17 protein-coding genes are annotated in these 17,407 nt (G+C 62.2%); 12 read left to right on the top strand and 5 right to left on the bottom strand.

Annotated features, from left to right (window positions below; genetic code table 11):
* Positions 1-118 precede the first annotated feature (118 nt).
* The 7 genes from ACODR6_RS21160 to ACODR6_RS21190 all read left to right on the top strand — a co-directional run bounded on the left by ACODR6_RS21160 (position 119) and on the right by ACODR6_RS21190 (position 6,343).
* Positions 119-1,486 (top strand): glutamine synthetase family protein, encoded by a 1,368-nt coding sequence (locus ACODR6_RS21160; RefSeq protein ID WP_130277965.1) that lies wholly within the window; start codon positions 119-121, stop codon positions 1,484-1,486.
* A 78-nt stretch (positions 1,487-1,564) separates the two neighbouring features.
* Positions 1,565-2,047: a helix-turn-helix domain-containing protein gene (locus ACODR6_RS21165; protein ID WP_489024266.1), complete on the top strand. Its 483-nt coding sequence runs from the start codon at positions 1,565-1,567 to the stop codon at positions 2,045-2,047.
* Positions 2,040-2,456 carry a type II toxin-antitoxin system VapC family toxin gene (locus ACODR6_RS21170; protein WP_489024268.1) on the top strand — a complete coding sequence of 139 codons (417 nt, stop codon included), beginning with the start codon at positions 2,040-2,042 and terminating at the stop codon, positions 2,454-2,456. Before ACODR6_RS21165 ends, ACODR6_RS21170 begins: the two co-directional genes overlap by 8 nt.
* 16 nt (positions 2,457-2,472) lie before the next feature.
* Positions 2,473-3,858 carry an aldehyde dehydrogenase family protein gene (locus tag ACODR6_RS21175; RefSeq protein WP_489024270.1) on the top strand — a complete coding sequence of 462 codons (1,386 nt, stop codon included), beginning with the start codon at positions 2,473-2,475 and terminating at the stop codon, positions 3,856-3,858.
* Complete coding sequence (locus ACODR6_RS21180) at positions 3,855-5,006, top strand: iron-containing alcohol dehydrogenase (protein WP_489024272.1); 1,152 nt, start codon at positions 3,855-3,857, stop codon at positions 5,004-5,006. Before ACODR6_RS21175 ends, ACODR6_RS21180 begins: the two co-directional genes overlap by 4 nt.
* Positions 5,007-5,015: 9 nt before the next feature.
* Positions 5,016-5,393 carry a hypothetical protein gene (locus ACODR6_RS21185; RefSeq protein WP_112715538.1) on the top strand — a complete coding sequence of 126 codons (378 nt, stop codon included), beginning with the start codon at positions 5,016-5,018 and terminating at the stop codon, positions 5,391-5,393.
* Between the two features lie 236 nt (positions 5,394-5,629).
* Entirely contained in the window at positions 5,630-6,343 is a 714-nt protein-coding gene (locus tag ACODR6_RS21190) for an AAA family ATPase (protein WP_112715536.1), read from the top strand.
* Between the two features lie 70 nt (positions 6,344-6,413).
* Here ACODR6_RS21190 and ACODR6_RS21195 read toward each other — a convergent pair whose 3' ends face one another.
* Positions 6,414-7,787, bottom strand: a complete 1,374-nt coding sequence (locus ACODR6_RS21195; RefSeq protein ID WP_489024275.1) for a L,D-transpeptidase — start codon at positions 7,785-7,787, stop codon at positions 6,414-6,416.
* Between the two features lie 246 nt (positions 7,788-8,033).
* On the opposite strand from ACODR6_RS21195, the gene ACODR6_RS21200 reads away from it, so the two are divergent.
* From ACODR6_RS21200 to ACODR6_RS21210, 3 genes are all read left to right on the top strand, one after another.
* Positions 8,034-8,873 (top strand): DUF4432 family protein, encoded by an 840-nt coding sequence (locus ACODR6_RS21200; RefSeq protein ID WP_489024277.1) that lies wholly within the window; start codon positions 8,034-8,036, stop codon positions 8,871-8,873.
* 68 nt (positions 8,874-8,941) lie between these two features.
* On the top strand, positions 8,942-9,280 hold the full coding sequence (locus ACODR6_RS21205; protein ID WP_112715530.1) for a protein tyrosine phosphatase family protein: 339 nt from the start codon (positions 8,942-8,944) through the stop codon (positions 9,278-9,280).
* Between the two features lie 58 nt (positions 9,281-9,338).
* Positions 9,339-9,683 (top strand): RidA family protein, encoded by a 345-nt coding sequence (locus tag ACODR6_RS21210; protein ID WP_489024280.1) that lies wholly within the window; start codon positions 9,339-9,341, stop codon positions 9,681-9,683.
* A gap of 67 nt (positions 9,684-9,750) precedes the next feature.
* On the opposite strand, the gene ACODR6_RS21215 is transcribed toward ACODR6_RS21210, so the two are convergent.
* Genes ACODR6_RS21215 through ACODR6_RS21230 form a run of 4 tightly spaced genes read right to left on the bottom strand, consistent with a single transcriptional unit; the run spans position 9,751 to position 14,533 of the window.
* A complete protein-coding gene (locus tag ACODR6_RS21215) occupies positions 9,751-11,403 on the bottom strand; it encodes a thiamine pyrophosphate-binding protein (protein WP_489024282.1) in 1,653 nt (550 codons plus the stop codon).
* Entirely contained in the window at positions 11,400-12,614 is a 1,215-nt protein-coding gene (gene caiB / locus ACODR6_RS21220) for a succinate--glutarate CoA-transferase (protein ID WP_489024284.1), read from the bottom strand. Before caiB ends, ACODR6_RS21215 begins: the two co-directional genes overlap by 4 nt.
* A 19-nt stretch (positions 12,615-12,633) precedes the next feature.
* Complete coding sequence (locus tag ACODR6_RS21225) at positions 12,634-13,572, bottom strand: DMT family transporter (RefSeq protein WP_112715522.1); 939 nt, start codon at positions 13,570-13,572, stop codon at positions 12,634-12,636.
* A gap of 28 nt (positions 13,573-13,600) precedes the next feature.
* Positions 13,601-14,533 carry an alpha/beta fold hydrolase gene (locus tag ACODR6_RS21230; RefSeq protein WP_489024287.1) on the bottom strand — a complete coding sequence of 311 codons (933 nt, stop codon included), beginning with the start codon at positions 14,531-14,533 and terminating at the stop codon, positions 13,601-13,603.
* A 152-nt stretch (positions 14,534-14,685) separates the two neighbouring features.
* Here ACODR6_RS21230 and ACODR6_RS21235 point away from each other — a divergent pair, with 152 nt between their 5' ends.
* Positions 14,686-15,414: a ribonuclease T2 family protein gene (locus tag ACODR6_RS21235; RefSeq protein ID WP_489024289.1), complete on the top strand. Its 729-nt coding sequence runs from the start codon at positions 14,686-14,688 to the stop codon at positions 15,412-15,414.
* Between the two features lie 136 nt (positions 15,415-15,550).
* On the top strand, positions 15,551-17,200 hold the full coding sequence (gene ettA, locus ACODR6_RS21240) for an energy-dependent translational throttle protein EttA (protein ID WP_112715518.1): 1,650 nt from the start codon (positions 15,551-15,553) through the stop codon (positions 17,198-17,200).
* The last annotated feature ends 207 nt before the right edge of the window (positions 17,201-17,407 follow it).

Raw genomic sequence — 17,407 nt, forward strand, 5'->3', positions numbered from 1 at the left:
GCGGCGCACGCGGCCCCATCCCCGGTTCAATGAAAAAGCATCGGGCAGGCATCGCCTGCCGCTGCATGCCCTTTCGTTGTTCCGAATTCTCAATTCAAAAGAAGCAGGCGGGTAAAAGATGACGACCAGCTATACTCTCGACGATCTCAAGAAGGACGTGGCCGAGGGCCGCATCGATACGGTTCTGGCGTGCCAGATCGACATGCAGGGCCGCCTGATGGGCAAGCGCTTCCAGGCCGAATATTTCCTCGACAGCGCCTGGAAGGAAACGCATAGCTGCAACTATCTCGTTGCGACCGACATGGAGATGGAGACGGTCTCTGGCTACAAGGCGACGAGCTGGGAAAAGGGCTACGGCGACTATACGATGAAGCCGGATCTTTCGACGCTGCGCCGCATTCCCTGGCTCGAGGGCACGGCGCTCGTTCTCTGCGACCTGCTCGATCACCATACGCATGAGGAAGTGCCGCATTCGCCGCGCGCCATCCTGAAGAAGCAGGTGAAGCGCCTGGAGGCGATGGGCATGAAGCCGTTCATGGCTTCGGAGCTCGAATTCTTCCTGTTCGACCAGACCTATGAATCTGCCCATGCTTCCGGATATCGCAACCTGAAGCTCGCCAGCGCCTATAACGAGGACTACCACATCTTCCAGACGACCAAGGAAGAGGAAGTGATGCGGGCGATCCGCACCGGCCTGCAGGGCGCCGAGATCCCGGTCGAGAACTCGAAGGGCGAGGCTTCTGCCGGGCAGGAGGAGATCAACGTCCGCTATGCCGAGGCCCTGACGATGGCCGACCGCCATACGATCATCAAGAACGGCTGCAAGGAAATTGCCTGGTCGAAGGGCAAGGCCATCACCTTCCTCGCCAAGTGGCATTACAACGCAGCCGGCAGCTCGTCGCATATTCACCAGTCGCTCTGGAGCCTCGACGGCAAGCCGCTGTTCTTCGACGAGAAGGGCAAGTATGGCATGTCGAAGCTGATGGAGCAGTATGTGGCCGGTCTGCTCGCGCACGCGAGCGAGATCACCTATTTCCTGGCGCCCTACATCAACTCCTACAAGCGCTTCATGGCCGGTACGTTCGCGCCGACCAAGGCGATCTGGAGCAAGGATAACCGTACCGCCGGCTATCGCCTCTGCGGCGACGGCACCAAGGCGATCCGCATCGAATGCCGCGTCGGCGGCTCCGATCTCAATCCCTATCTCGCTTTCGCCGCGCTGATTGCCGCAGGCATCGACGGCATCGAGAACAAGCTTGAACTCGAAGCGCCCTTCGTGGGAGATGCCTATGGCGCCCGCAAGGTGCGCGAGATCCCGCGGACGCTGCGCTCGGCAACCACGGCAATGACCAAGTCGAAGATGCTGCGCAGCGCCTTCGGCGACGACGTCATCGACCACTACACCCGCGCTGCCGAATGGGAGCAGGAGGAATACGACCGCCGCATCACGGACTGGGAGGTGGCGAGAGGGTTCGAGAGAGCTTGAGATAATCGCAACACTCGCTCTGATTGTTGCGTTGGTCGCATTATGCTAATGTGATCTGCGTTTTCAGAGGAGATCGACATGGGTGTGATCGACAGCGCATGGTTCTATGAAAAGCTTTCGGAGCGAGGCTCCTCGCTTCGCGATATGGCCCGTTTCATGGGGCTTGATCCGAGTGCGGTGTCGCGCATGCTGAACGGCGAACGGAAGATGAGCGCTGAGGAGCAGGATCAGATCGCCGATTATATCGGCGTTCCGTTGGATGAGGTTGCGGCGCATCGGCGCGGTGACCTCGCCGGGTTCGCCGAGAAGAAGCAGGCAGGCTATGAAAGTGCAGGCGGCAATCCGGCGCAACTGGATGAGCCGCCGGTGAAGATGTTTACGGAGGACGATGTCATCTACAAGGATGGCAAGCGCTGGATGGAACTGGACGATGGGACGCTGCTGGAAGTGCACCCCGCGTGGGGATGCATGAAGGGGACGCTGACCATCATGCCGGGAGTCGATCTGACCGCGCCAATGGACTGGGACGAGGAGTGGGGCGAGAAGCTATACAATGAGTAGTGCTTTTCTGCTCGATACCTGCGCCGCAATCTGGATGACGAGGAGCGAGCCCTTGGCCGAAAAGGCCTTGGCCGCGCTTGCGGATGCGAAAGCTGCTCAGCTGCCGGTTTTCGTTTCCGCTGTGACGGCATGGGAGATGGCGATGCTTTTGGCACGAGGGCGCATTCGCGAAACCAAGAGCGCGGAGAGGTGGTACAACGACTTCAGGCTCGAAGCAGACATTGACGAACAACCAGTGACCGCAAACATCTTCATGGCGTCCTGCTCATTGCCGCAACTGATTCATAAAGACCCCATCGATCGCATACTGATTGCGACCGCGCGGGAAAACGACCTGACGATCATCACGCGCGATCGCGCAATTCTTTCCTATGGCGCTGCGGGGCATGTCCGCACGCTGGCCTGTTAAGTCTGGAGCATAACTGATGACTATTATCCAATGCATATCGCCGGTCGATGGATCGGTTTACGCGGAGCGTCCGGCGCTCTCGCTGGAGGCGGCGAAGGAAGCCGTGGCCCGCGCGCGCAAGGCGCAGAAAAGCTGGGCCAAGCGTCCGCTCGAAGACCGCGTTCAACTGGTGCTGAAGGGTGTCGCGCGTCTTAACGAGATGTCCGACGTGGTCGTTCCCGAGATCGCCTGGCAGATGGGCCGTCCGATCCGTTATGGCGGTGAGTACAAGGGCTTCAACGAGCGCTCCAACTATGTTGCGTCGATCGCGGCGGAAGCACTGGCGCCACTCGTCGTCGAGGAGAGCGACAAGTTCGAGCGCCGCATCGAGCGCGAAGCGCATGGCGTCGTCTTCGTCGTGGCGCCGTGGAACTATCCCTACATGACGGCGATCAACACGATCGCTCCGGCGCTGATGGCCGGCAATACCGTGGTGCTGAAGCATGCGTCGCAGACGCTACTGGTCGGAGAGCGGTTGGTGCAGGCCTTTGTCGAAGCCGGCGTTCCCGAGGATGTTTTCCAGAATGTCGTCCTCGATCACCAGACGACTTCGGCGCTGATCGCTGCCGGCAGCTTCAATTTCGTCAACTTCACCGGTTCGGTCGAAGGTGGACGTTCGATGGAGCGGGCGGCAGCCGGCACCTTCACCGGTCTCGGCCTCGAGCTCGGCGGCAAGGATCCGGGCTATGTCATGGAAGATGCCGATCTCGACGCTGCCGTCGATACGCTGATGGATGGCGCGACCTACAATTCCGGTCAGTGCTGCTGCGGTATCGAGCGCATCTATGTGCACGAGTCGCTCTATGACTCTTTCGTGGAGAAGTCGGTCGCCTGGGTGTCGAACTACAAGCTCGGCAATCCGCTCGATCCCGAGACCTCTCTCGGCCCGATGGCGAACAAGCGCTTTGCCAAGGTGGTGCGCGAGCAGATCGCCGATGCGGTTTCCAAGGGTGCCAAGGCGCTGGTCGATCCGAAGCTCTTCCCGCAGGACGATGGCGGCGCCTATCTCGCTCCGCAGATCCTTGTGAACGTCGATCATTCGATGGAGTTCATGCGCGAAGAAACCTTCGGTCCGGCCGTCGGCATCATGAAGGTCAAGTCCGATGAGGAGGCGCTGGCGCTGATGAATGACAGCCAGTACGGCCTGACCGCCTCGCTCTGGACCAAGGATGCCGAACGGGCAGGGCGCCTCGGCCGCGAAATCGAAACCGGAACGGTCTTCATGAACCGCGCCGACTATCTGGATCCGGCGCTTTGCTGGACCGGCGTCAAGGAAACCGGTCGCGGCGGCTCGCTGTCGATCATCGGCTTCCAGAACCTGACGCGTCCGAAATCCTATCACCTGAAGAAAGTTACAGCATGAGCAGCAACATCACAGCCAACTGGAGCTACCCGACAGCGGTCAAGCTCGGCCGCGGCCGCATCAAGGAGCTCGCCGACGCCTGCAAGAGCCTCGGCATGAAGAAGCCGCTGCTGGTCACCGATCGGGGCCTCGCCTCGATGGCGATCACCAAGAACGCGCTCGACATTCTCGAAGACGCCGGTCTCGGCCGCGCCATTTTCGCCGATGTCGATCCGAACCCGAACGAGAAGAACCTCGAAGCCGGTGTCAAGGCCTTCAAGGATGGCGGTCATGACGGCGTCGTCGCCTTCGGCGGCGGCTCCGGTCTCGATCTCGGCAAGTGCGTGGCCTTCATGGCCGGCCAGACGCGCCCGGTCTGGGATTTCGAGGATATCGGTGACTGGTGGACGCGCGCCAGCGTTGAAGGTATTGCGCCGATCGTCGCCGTGCCGACGACGGCGGGCACGGGCTCGGAAGTCGGCCGCGCCAGCGTCATCACCAATTCGGCGACGCATGTGAAGAAGATCATCTTCCATCCGAAGTTCCTGCCCGGCGTCGTCATCTCCGATCCGGAACTGACGGTCGGCATGCCGAAGATCATCACCGCCGGTACCGGCATGGATGCCTTCGCGCATTGCCTGGAAGCCTATTCCTCGCCCTTCTATCATCCGATGTCCGCGGGCATCGCGCTTGAAGGCATGCGCCTCGTCAAGGAATTCCTGCCGCGCGCCTATAAGGAAGGCACGGATCTGGAAGCCCGCGCCAACATGATGTCGGCCGCCGCCATGGGCGCTGTCGCGTTCCAGAAGGGTCTCGGCGCCATTCACGCGCTGTCGCACCCGATCGGTGCCGTCTACAACACCCATCACGGCATGACCAATGCCGTCGTCATGCCGGCCGTGCTGCGCTTCAACCGCGCTGCGATCGAAGACAAGATCGCCCGTGCGGCGGCTTACCTCGGCATTTCCGGCGGTTTCGATGGCTTCTACGACTACGTGCTGAAGCTGCGCTCTGAGCTCGGCGTGCCGGAAAGCCTTTCGGCGATGGGAATCGCGCCCGACAGGATCGACGAACTCTCGGCCATGGCAATCGAAGATCCGAGCGCCGGTGGCAACCCGGTTGCGATGACGCTCGAAAATACCAAGGCGCTGTTCAGGGATTGCTTCTAAGGAGATCAGATGAGCCGTTCGTTTCGATATGCAGTTCTGGGCGTTGTGCTGGCGGTCCTCGGGGCGCCGGCCGCTCATGCCGAATCCTTTTCCGCACTGGGCAAGCAGGGTTATGCCGTCGGCCCGATGGGGCAGGGGAAATCCGGTGCTCTCGGCTGGGTCGTTTCCAAGGGTGGCAGCAAGTTCTTCTGCCGCCTGAGGGCGAGCTCCGCCTATTCCGGCGGCAACGGCATGGTGGGCTTCACCACGAGCGGGCGGATGATCAAGATGAACCGCGCGGTCTATGAAGCGACGATCGGCGGGCACGACCCGTCGATTCCTCAGCTTGCCGACCTGAAGGCGGGCCGCGTGCGGCCTGCCGATGTCGGAGCGTGCAGCAAGATCTGAACGGAAGGCTTATAAGGCGGACCAACCAGCTGGCCCGGAAAGCGTAGGCTTTCCGGGCTTTTTTTGTCCGCGGACATCCTGAATTCTAGGGATGTGAGAAATGCAGGCTGCAATTTCGGGCTGTCTGTTTAGGTTTTGTTAACCACGATTGGAAAGGATGCATTAACCGCACGATGAATCGAAAAGTGCGTAAGAGAGCGATACCGGCTCGCGGCTTTTCCATTCGAGGACCTGATATGCCAGTCATTACTTTTGCAAATACCAAGGGCGGCGCCGGCAAGACCACGGCCGTGCTGCTGCTGGCAACCGAGCTTGCGCGCAAGGGATATCGCGTCACCATTCTCGACGCCGATCCGCAGCACTGGATTTCGCGCTGGCATGAGATTTCCGGCAACGTCTACAACGTTTCCGTCATCGACTTCGTCACCTCCGCATCGCTGCCGCAGCATATCAGCGAGAACAAGGCGAATACCGATTACTTCATCATCGACCTGCCGGGCGCGCGCAATCCGCTGCTCGCCACCGCTGTCGGTCTTTCCGACCACGTGCTGATCCCGATCCAGGGCTGTGCCATGGATGCCCGCGGCGGTGCGCAGGTTCTGGAACTGCTGCAGTATCTGGACGAGAAGGCAGGCATCAAGATCGGCCATTCGGTCGTTCTCACCCGCGTCAACTCGATGGTCACCACCCGCGCGCTGCAGCTCGTCAAGGCGCTGCTCAACGAGCGCCATGTCCCGGTTCTCGATACGGCGATCATCGAACGCTCTGCCTTCCGCGATATCTTCGATGTCGGCGGCACGCTTGCGACCATGGACCCGACCCGCGTTTCCAATCTCGACAAGGCGCGCGAGAACGCTCTCTGTTTCGCCGAGGAAATGATGCGCAAGCTGCCGGTGAAGCTGCCGATCGCGGCTCGCCTCTCGGGCCTGCTGATGCGCGACGCTGCCTGATCGGCAAAACGTCACAACAAAAAAGCCGCCGGGAGACCGGCGGCTTTTTTGTTTGTTCAATTGTGAATGGTCAGTCGACGAATTCGACGGTGACGCCGGGCTTGACCATCTTGGCGAGCTCGGTGGCATCCCAGTTGGTCAGGCGGATACAGCCGTGGCTCTGGGTACGGCCGATCTTCGAGGGCTCCGGTGTGCCGTGAATGCCGTAGGTCGGCTTGGAGAGCGCGATCCAGACCGTACCGACCGGGCCGTTCGGGCCTGGCGGGATGTTGAGGACCTTGTCGTTGGCGCCCTGCTGGAAGTTGATCTTCGGGTTGTAGGTATAGCCGGGGTTCAGCGCGACGCGATCGACCGTCACTGTGCCCGAAGGCGAGGGCGTGTCGGCAGAACCGATCGAGGCCGGGTAGGCGGCGATGAGATTGCCGGCATCGTCATAGGCAAAGACCTGCTTCTTGGCCTTGTCGGCGAGGATCTTGGCGACCGTGCCGGTCTTGGGGTCGCCGGGATTGACGACCTTGATGATCGTGCCGGGAACGGTGAAATCGACGCCTGGGTTCATTTCCTTCAGGAAGCCTTCGTCCATGTGGAAGCGTTCGGCCAGCGCCTCGGTGGTGGAGGTGTAGGCGAGGGACGGAAGCAGCGCCTTGTGGGCGTAGTCCTCGGGAATTTCCGCGACATAGGGGCCGGCAGCATCCGAGGGGGTGATCGTGTAGCTGACGACGGGCAGGCCGCCGGAAAGGCGCAGTTGCTCGAGGATCGCGTCCGTATTGTTCGGATCGAGATTTTCGCCGGTCATCTGGTTATAGGCGTAGATCGCCTTGGTGACGTTCGAGCCCATGTGGCCGTCGATGACGCCAGGAGATATGCCGGCGCGGTCGAGGAAGACCTGCAGTGCGACGATCTCCGGCTTCGACTTGCCCTTCAGGGTAATCGCAGGCTCTTCGGGAGTGCGCGGCTGCTCAACCTGCGGCGCCTGCTGATCGGGGTCGATCGAAGCGTAGTCGCCGTTCTGCTGGTCGGGATAGGGCTGGTCGAGCGGCTGGCGGTCGATGCTCGCATCGCGCGGGATCGAGCCGGTCACGGCGCCGCGCTCGATGTAGCGGGTGCTGCCGTAACGGCTGTGCTCGCCGTTCTCGGCATTATAGGGGTCGTTGTTATAGGGATCGCGCGAGGGCGCTGCCGGGTAATAGCCGCGCGAGCGCATTTCGGTGGCGACGATCCGGCCGTAGCTGTCGACAAGAACGCGGTTGCCGCTGCGGTCACGGGAATAATAGACGTCGGCGCCCGGCGGGATGTAATCGACGATCTGGCCGTCCGGCGTTACCATGACGACATCGCGCTGGCCGCGGCCACCCCATTGCTGCGCTTGCGCTTCCGGCATCACAGCAGTGACGGCCAGAACGACGGCGGCGAGCGACAGGCCATATTTCAAAATGCGATTCACGTCTAACACCTCAACCAGTGACTGGGCCGACACACACCCGCGAATTTTGACGCTAGTGTGGAATTTATGAATTCGTACTGAACAAATTATGAAAATATCCGTGATCACTTGCGTGAGGCTAAACGTTTGGTTTGCCTCGACGGTTCCGAGTTGATTGCCGGTTGTGGGCAATTGCGCGCAGCGTGATTGACGAAAGCTTGCGCCACCCCTAACCCTACGGCTGTTTTGATACAGGGGAGGATTGCCATGATCGAATTTGCTGCCGCCAAAGGGCCGCGCCTGATGCTGGATGAAACGTCGGTCATGGATATCGGCGCCTGCGTCGTCGATGGCGTCGATATTTCGCCGAAGCGGGCGATCCCCGATGATGGCGATCCGCGCATCGACCATTCGCTCGAAGGCTTCCTGTTTACCTGCGGTCCTGATCACATCCGCCACCGCGAGCCGATCCCGGGCCGAACCGATGGAGCGGTCTATCCGCTGCACGGCTCGGTTTCCGGCCACAAGGCGACGGTGTTGTGGACCAAGTTCGAGAACGGCAATGCCGAGTGCCGCGCCGATATCGATCTTGTCACCGTCGAGGGACTTCCGCAGCGCATCGAGCGCCTCTGGAAGATCGATGGCGCGACGGGCGAGGTTTCGCTGGAGGACAAGGTCGTCAATACCAGTGACCAGACGGTGCCGACCTTCCTGATGTATCATATGAATGTCGGCGGCAAATGGTTCGACGAGGGGACGCGGCTGGAAGGCAGGATGCTCGAGGGCGGCGGTTTTCCCTGGACCTTCGGCGAGGAACTCGGCGGCATCTTCTGCGTCGAGGCGCCGGCGACGGACAGCGGCTATGCCGAGGTGCGGCTCGGGCCGATGAAGGCGGTCCATGGCCGCACGCTCAGGGTTCGCATGCGCGCCGATACGCTGCCTTACCTGCAGGTCTGGCGGAACCAGAAGGAGCCTGCCCATATTCTCGGTATCGAGCCGGTGACGCATCGCTGGGTCTCGCGCGGCGAGCTGGAAGCGGCAGGCGAGTTCAACATGCTGAAGCCGGGCGAGGGCCGCAGCTACGGGCTGACCTTCGCCTTTCTATGAGCGAGTTGTTGACGCTCGCGGTTACGCATCGTAGAGCTTCTGCCGTTCATTTTCAGGAGGCATTCGCGATGGACATCCGCCCGATCGACGACGAATATTCGGTTTCCGGCCAGATCTCGGTCGAGGATCTTGACCAGATCAAGGCGCTCGGCTTCAAGTCGATCGTCTGCCACCGTCCCGATGGCGAAAGCCCGGACCAGACGCCGTTCTCGGTGATCGAAGCGCGCGCCAAGGAGCTTGGCCTCGACATCGCTCACGTGCCTGTCGGCCCGATGGGCGTGACCGAGGAAGCGGTTGCCGGCATGGTCGATGCGCTCGACGAATTCCCGCGTCCGATGCTCGGCTACTGCCGTTCCGGCGCCCGCTCGACGGCGACCTATCAGAAGAGCCATCACCTTCGCGGCTGATATCCCGGCGCGGCCAGCTTCCGCGCCCTTCATTCCATAAGAAACTCAGGAGAAAACCATGAGCATCAAGCGCATCGGCCCCGGTCCCCGCATGAGCGGCGCCGTCGTCCACGGCAACACCGTCTATCTCGCCGGCCAGGTTGCCGAAGGTGAGACCGTCACCGATCAATGCAAGGCTGCTCTTGCCGAAGTCGACCGCCTGCTGGCAGCTTCCGGCTCGAACAAGTCGAAGATCCTGCAGACGCTGATCTACCTCTCCGACATTTCCGATTTCGCCGAAATGAACGCTGCCTGGGAAGCCTGGGTCGACCCGGCCAACACGCCGGCCCGCGCCACAAGCGAAGCCAAGCTCGCTGCTCCGAAGTACAAGGTCGAGTTCATCGTCACCGCGGCGATCGACTGATATTTCGGTTGTTTCCGAAATCCGAAGCCGGTGGGTTCGCCCACCGGCTTTTTTGTTTGGCGGCCTTTCAGCTCTTCGTCCGGATCTGCGTCAGCGTCCGCGCCGGTGTGATGGCTTCCGGATCGAGCTTGATCTCGATGATGGCGGGCTTGCCGCTGGCACGCGCCCGCTCGAAGGCGGGGACGAAATCGGCTGTGGTCTCCACCGTCTCGCCATGGCCGCCATAGGCGCGGGCCAGCGCTGCGAAATCGGGATTGGTGAGATCGGTGCCGCTGACGCGGCCGGGATATTCGCGCTCCTGATGCATGCGGATCGTGCCGTAGATGCCGTTATTGATGACCAGCACGATGATCGGCAGATTATAACGGACAGCGGTGGCGAACTCCTGGCCGTGCATCATGAAGCAGCCGTCACCGGCAAAGCAGATGACTTCGCGCTCGGGAAACAGCTTCTTGGCGGCGACCGCGGCCGGCAGGCCATAGCCCATCGAGCCGGATGTCGGGGCAGCCTGGGTGTTGAACTGGCGGAAGCGGTGGAAGCGGTGCAGCCAGGTGGCGTAGTTTCCGGCGCCGTTGGTGAAGATCGTATCGGCGCGCGTATTGCCTTCGATCCAGTCCATGATCGGGCCCATATGGACATTGCCGGGTCCGGTCTGCGGCGGCTTCGACCACGCGAGATAGCTCTGGTGCATGCGCTCGGTGCGCTCTGCCCAGCGCGGTTCGGCGGGGGCTTCGAGATCGGCAAGCGCATCGACGAAATCCTGCGGCGAGGCGGCGATTGCCAGATCTGGCCGGTAGATGCGGCCGAGCTCGGAGGGATCGGGATAGATGTGGACGAGCTGCTGCGCCGGGTAGGGGATGTCGATCAGCGTATAGCCCGATGACGGCATTTCCGACATGCGGCTGCCGAGTAGGATCAGCAGGTCGCTTTCCTTGATCTCCTTGGCGAGCGCCGGGTTGATGCCGATGCCGACATCGCCGGTATAGGAAGGATGCAGGTGGTCGAACAGCATCTGGCGGCGAAAGGAGCAGCCGACCGGCAGCTTGAATCGCTCGGCGAAGGCGCGGAAAACGGCGACGGCATCGGCATCCCAGCGGGTGCCACCGAGGATCACCAGGGGACGCTCGGCTTTCAGGAGCCGCATGTAGAAGTCGTCTACCTGGCGGCGGCCGGGATAGGCTGCGACGCGGGAGTAGGCGCGCGCACGGGGCGCCTCGACCTCATCGCGCAGCATGTCTTCGGGCAGTGACAGGACGACCGGGCCGGGGCGGCCGGAGGTGGCGATCGCAAAGGCGCGGGTGACGAATTCCGGGATGCGGGCGGCATCGTCGATCTCGCCGACCCATTTGGCATATTCGGTCAGCGCCCGGCGGAATTCGACCTCCTGGAAGGCTTCGCGCTCACGGGCATCGCGCTGCACCTGGCCGATGAACAGGATCATCGGGATCGAATCCTGGCGGGCAATATGCAGGCCCGCCGAGGCATTGGTGGCGCCGGGGCCGCGGGTGACCATGCAGATGCCGGGCTCGCCGGTGAGGCGCCCCCAGCAATCGGCCATCATCGCTGCGCCACCTTCCTGGCGGCAGACGACGACCTCGATATCGCTGTCGTGAAGGGCATCGAGAACGGCGAGGAAGCTCTCGCCGGGAACGCAGGAGAGGCGGGTCACCCCATTGGCCTTCAACGCTTCGACGATCAGTTCTCCACCCGATTTCTTCATGATGCCGTTGTCCTCCCTTTTATCGATTGCTCCAGCGCTTCGAGTTCGGCCAGCACCTCCTCCTGGTGCTCGCCGAGGCGCGGGCTCGGTCTTTCGTAACGTAGCGGTGTTTCCGACAGAACCACAGGGGTTCTGACGCCAGGGATCATCGTCCCGGCGGTGTCGGCAAGATCGATGCGCAGCCCGCGGGCGATCACCTGCGGATCGGCAAACATTTCCTCGATCGTATTGATGGCGCCGGCGGGAACCGCGTTTTCCTCGCAGGCCCGTAAGAGATCGGCCTTCGGCCAGTTCAGGGTCTTGCCGGAGACGAGGCAGCGGACCTCGTCGCGGTTGGCGACGCGGGCCTTGTTGGTGGCGAAGCGCTCGTCCTCGCCGATCCCCTCGAGGCCGAGAATGGTGCAGAGGCGGCGGAACTGGCCGTCATTGCCGACGGCGAGAATGAGGTAGCCGTCGGCAGCCGGGATCACCTCATAGGGCGAGATGTTCGGATGGGCATTGCCGAGCCGCACCGGCGCCTGGCCGCCGGCGAGATAGTTCATGTTCTGGTTGGCGAGCACGGCGGACTGGACATCGAGCAGCGCCATGTCGACGAGCTGGCCTTCGCCTGTCTTCAGTGTGTGGATCAGCGCCGCCTCGATCGCCGAGACGGCATAGATACCGGTGAAGATATCGGCGATCGCCACGCCGGCCTTCATCGGCTGGCCCTCGGGTTCGCCGGTGATCGACATGAAGCCGGACATGCCCTGGACGATGTAATCGTAGCCGGCGAGATTGGCATAGGGGCCGGTCTGGCCGAAGCCGGTGATCGAGCAATAGACCAGCTTCGGATTGATCTTGCGCAGGCTCTCGTAATCCAGCCCGTATTTGACGAGGCCGCCGAGCTTGAAATTCTCGATCAACACGTCGGCGGTTGCCGCGAGACGGCGCACCAGCGCCTGTCCCTCTTCGGTCTTCAGGTCGGCGGTGATCGAGCGCTTGTTGCGGTTTGTCGAGTGGTAATAGGCGGCCGAGAGGTTTTCGCCGTCGGCGCCCTCGACGAAGGGCGGGCCCCAGTGGCGGGTATCGTCACCGCCTTCCGGGTTTTCGACCTTGATGACGTCGGCGCCGAGATCGGCCAGCATCTGCCCGGCCCAGGGACCGGCGAGCACGCGGGCGAGCTCGATCACCCTGATGCCATCAAGCGGCGGCTTTTTGCTGGTGGCCGTCATGTTCCTCCCGCGGGCGGTTTTACGGCGCCCGTGTTGCCTCAGATGTATCGGATACGGGCTTGGATGCAAAGCGCCGCTCGCGCCAGATGATGTAGAGGCCCGACGCTATGATGATCAGGATGCCGAGCCATTTCAGCGCATCCGGGAAATCGCCGAAGACCAGCCAGGCGAAGATCGTCGCCGAGACGATCTCGAAATATTGCAGCGGCGCCAGCGTCGAGGCGGGGGCGGCGCGATAGGCATAAACGCCGAGAATGCCGGCGATCGCCGCCATGACGCCGACGCCGGCGAGATAGAAGAAGGCAAGCGCCGAGGGCATGACCGGATCGAACACATCCGAGCCGCTGCTTTCGCCGATATAGAGAATGATGCAGCAGAAGAAGAGGCCCCAGAGGCCCATCTGGAACTGCATGACCCAGGGATCCTCGCGCTGCGCCAGCGCCCGATTCATCATCGCCGAGATGGCGATGCAGACGGCGCTGACGACGGGGAGAAGCGCGACGAAGCCGACTTCCTGGAAGCTCGGCTGGATGATCAAGATCGCCCCGAAGAAGCCGACGCCGCAGGCCGTGTAGCGCCGCCAGCCGATGGCTTCGCCGAGAAAGATGCTGCTGAGGATCGTCAGGATGATCGGCTCGACGAAGAAGATGGCGATCGCATCGGCGACCGACATGTATTTCAGCGTGGCGACGAAAGAGATCATCGAGATGGTCATGATGATCCCGCGGATCGCGTGATAGAAGGTCTGCCGCCACGAGAGATCGGCTAGGTTTTTGCGCCAGATGACGACCGGCAGCATGCAGATCGCCTGCACCGCGAAGCGGGCGGCCGTGATCTCGGCCGATGGCACGGTGGCGATCGCCAGCTTGGCGAAGATATCGATCAGCGGCGAGAACAGCACCGAGAGAAGCATGAGCATCAGGCCCATGGTGACTTCGGAGGATGCTGTCGTCTTCATTGCCGTACCATTCTTGTCTGCGGGGCTCTCAGGAGCGTGCCGTCACGCCATCGCACCAATCGGCGAAGGCCGAGATGGCCGCCGCGGCGCCGGTGTCGTTCAGGGTCTCGTGCCGGGCGTCCTGATATATTTCAGTGGTGATACGGGAGAAGCCATGCCGTTTCAAATGGTTTGACAGCCATCCTGTGGCTTTCCCGTGCTCGGTCGCCGGATCCTGTCCGCCGCCAACAAGATTGATCGGCAGGGATTTCGGCAGCCGGTTCAGATGCTCGGTCTTCGGCGCCCGGAAGGTCAGCTCGAAAATGTCGAGCCACAGCGATACCGAGGCATCGAAGCCGCAGAGCGGATCGGCGATATAGTTGTCGACTTCGTTGGGATCGTGCGACAGCCAGTCGAAGGCGGTGCGATGGCCGGGGATGGCCTTGCCCCAGGCGGCAAAGGTCAGCTTCGGCAAGAGGCCGCTCGGCACATCCGAGCCCTTCAAGGCTTTCTCGGCAAGCAGGATGGCCTGCGCCGCGCGACCCGCTGCGCCGACGGCGAAGTTCGAATTCCAGACTGCGACGGCATTGAATTTTTCGGGGTAGGAGACCGCCGTGTTGAGCGCGATCAGTCCGCCCATCGAATGGCCGAAGAGGATGACGGGCAGGCCGGGATAGAGGCCGGTGGCGTGATCGCGCATGGCGACGACGTCTTCCTGGACGCGGGTTACGCCGTTCCGTCTCGCGAACTGGCCGATCGGCGCATCGGGCGCCGTCGTTTCGCCGTGGCCGCGGTGGTCGTGGGCGAAGACGTGATAGCCGCGGGCGGCCATCGCCGCGGCGAAGCGCTCGTATCGTTTCGAATGTTCGGCAAGGCCGTGGCAGACGATCAGGATGGCGCGTGCCGCGCCCTCTGCCGCCGCCTCATGATGAAAGGCAAGCGTCGCGTCCGGTCTCTTAAGCCATTGTGTTTGCGAAAACATTCGGTCCTCCCGGCCGGTACCAGAGCAGATCGGGCGGCAAATGCAAGCGTCGCTGCGACGATATGCAGGGGAAATTCATGCGATTCAGGGTTGCGGGGAGGCGAGCTTCATGCTTATTTGTTCGTGTATTGTTCTATTTTCAGAGGGTGGAGATGAGCAGGTTCCTTGTTGTTGCCGTGATGCTTGCGTTGTCGGGTTTCTCCGCCGGTTCGGCGATGGCGCAGGAGGGGCGCACCCGCTTCATTCTCGCCGCCAGCTGGCAGCCGGCCTTCTGCCAGACCAACCAGAAGAAAGCCGAATGCGCCAGCCAGACGGCCGAGCGCTACGATGCGACGAACTTTTCGCTACACGGCCTCTGGCCGATGCGGCAGAATTACTGCGGAGTTCCCGGAGATCAGCAGGCGGCCGACAAGGATGGCGACTGGCGCTCGCTTCCCGAGGTCAAGCTGACGCCCGAGAATGCGGCGGCACTCGCCAAGGCGATGCCGGGAACGCAATCGGCGCTGGAGCGCCATGAATGGACCAAGCACGGCACCTGCACCAAGCTTTCGGCCGACGCCTATTTCGCCATCGCTGTGCGGCTGATGGGCGATCTCAACGGCTCGGCGGTGCGCGATCTCTTCGCCGCCAATACCGGCAAGATGGTGACCGCCGAGCAGATCAAGGCGGCGTTCGACAAGAGTTTCGGCGCCGGCGCCAGCGACCGCGTCAAGATGAGCTGCCGCAGGGCAGGCGGGGTGCGGGTCATCAGCGAGCTGACGATCGGCCTCTCGGAGGATGCGGTGACGGATATGAACGCCGGTCTCGGCAAGCTGATCCAGGGTGCAGGGCGGACGTCGTTCGGCTGCAACGAGGGGATCGTCGATGTGGCAGGCTTCTAGGCGCCGCTAAATCTGGCAGGGACGCAATCGTGAGGCCCGAAATCCGGTAGCAATACCGGTTTCGGCGTTGCCCGGCGCGCCCGTTTCGCCTACATAGCGGCACGGTTTTAAAGTTTGCGCCTGGAGCAGTTCACAGATGGCACGTCAGTTCATTTATCATATGTCGGGACTTAACAAGTCTTACGGCGCCAAGAAGATCCTCGAAAACGTCAACCTGTCGTTCTACCCGGACGCCAAGATCGGTATTCTCGGCCCGAACGGCGCCGGTAAGTCGACCGTTCTGCGCATCATCGCCGGTCAGGACAAGGAATATACCGGTGAAGCCTGGCTCGCCGAAGGTGCGACCGTCGGCTACCTCGAACAGGAGCCGAAGCTCGATCCAAGCAAGACCGCGTTCGAAAACGTCATGGAAGGCGTTGCCGACAAGCAGGCCGTGCTCGACCGCTACAACGAGCTGATGATGAACTATTCCGACGAGACGGCGGAAGAGGGCGCCAAGCTCCAGGACATCATCGACAGCCAGAACCTCTGGGATCTCGAACAGCAGGTCGAGATGGCGATGGAAGCGCTGCGCTGCCCGCCGAAGGATGCCGAGGTCACCAATCTCTCGGGTGGTGAACGCCGCCGTATCGCGCTCTGCCGCCTGCTTCTGTCGCAGCCGGATCTGCTGCTACTCGACGAACCGACCAACCATCTCGACGCTGAGACCATCGCCTGGCTGGAAAAGCACCTGCGCGATTATCCGGGCGCCGTGATGATGATCACCCACGACCGCTACTTCCTCGACAACGTCACCGGCTGGATCCTGGAGCTCGACCGTGGCCGCGGCATTCCGTACGAAGGCAACTATTCTGCCTACCTAACGGCCAAGGCCAAGCGCATGCAGCAGGAAGCCCGCGAAGAAGCCGGCCGCCAGAAGGCGCTGTCGCGCGAACAGGAATGGATCGCCTCCAGCCCGAAGGCTCGCCAGGCCAAGTCCAAGGCCCGTATCAAGGCCTACGAACAGCTGGTCGATGCCGCCGAGAACATCCGTCCCGGCGATGCGCAGATCATCATCCCGGTCTCCGAGCGTCTCGGCCAGGTGGTCATCGAACTCGAAGGCATCAAGAAGGGCTTTGACGGCCGCACTCTGATCAACGACCTGTCGATCAAGCTGCCGCCGGGCGGCATCGTCGGCATCATCGGCCCGAACGGCGCCGGCAAGTCGACGCTGTTCAAGATGATCACCGGCCAGGAAACCCCGGACGAGGGTTCTATCCGCATCGGTGAAACCGTGCATCTCGGTTATGTCGACCAGAGCCGCGATGCGCTGAACGCCGACAAGACAGTCTGGGAAGAAATCTCGGGCGGCGCCGAAGTCATCAAGCTCGGCAAGTTCGACATGAACTCGCGCGCCTATTGCGGCGCCTTCAACTTCAAGGGCGGCGACCAGCAGCAGAAGGTCGGCAACCTCTCGGGCGGTCAGCGTAACCGCGTGCATCTCGCCAAGATGCTGAAGGCCGGCGGCAACGTTCTTCTCCTCGACGAACCGACCAACGACCTCGATACGGAAACGCTCGGTGCGCTGGAAAGCGCGCTCGAAAACTTCGCCGGCTGCGCCATCATCATCAGCCACGATCGCATGTTCCTCGACCGCCTGGCGACGCATATCCTTGCCTTCGAAGGCGACGGCCATGTCGAGTGGTTCGAAGGCAACTTCGAGGACTACGAAGAAGACAAGGTCCGCCGCCTCGGCCCCGATGCGCTGAACCCAGGCAGCCAGGCCTACAAGCGCCTGACGCGCTGAGTTTTTCAGGTTCGACTGACAGGAGCCCCGGCCTTGTGCCGGGGCTTTTGCTTTTGGGGATAGGGTTGGGCGGTGACGCTTCTCCGCAGGGAAGGCGCCTGTTGGCGCAAGCCGGCGGGGTGTGCAGCGGGCACTGTGGCTGCGGCCCCTCATCCCCGGTGTAACGAGTTGCACCTGAAACCTTCGGGCCACCTTCTCCCTCGTGGG

The organism is Rhizobium sp. FG96 (assembly GCF_057808655.1).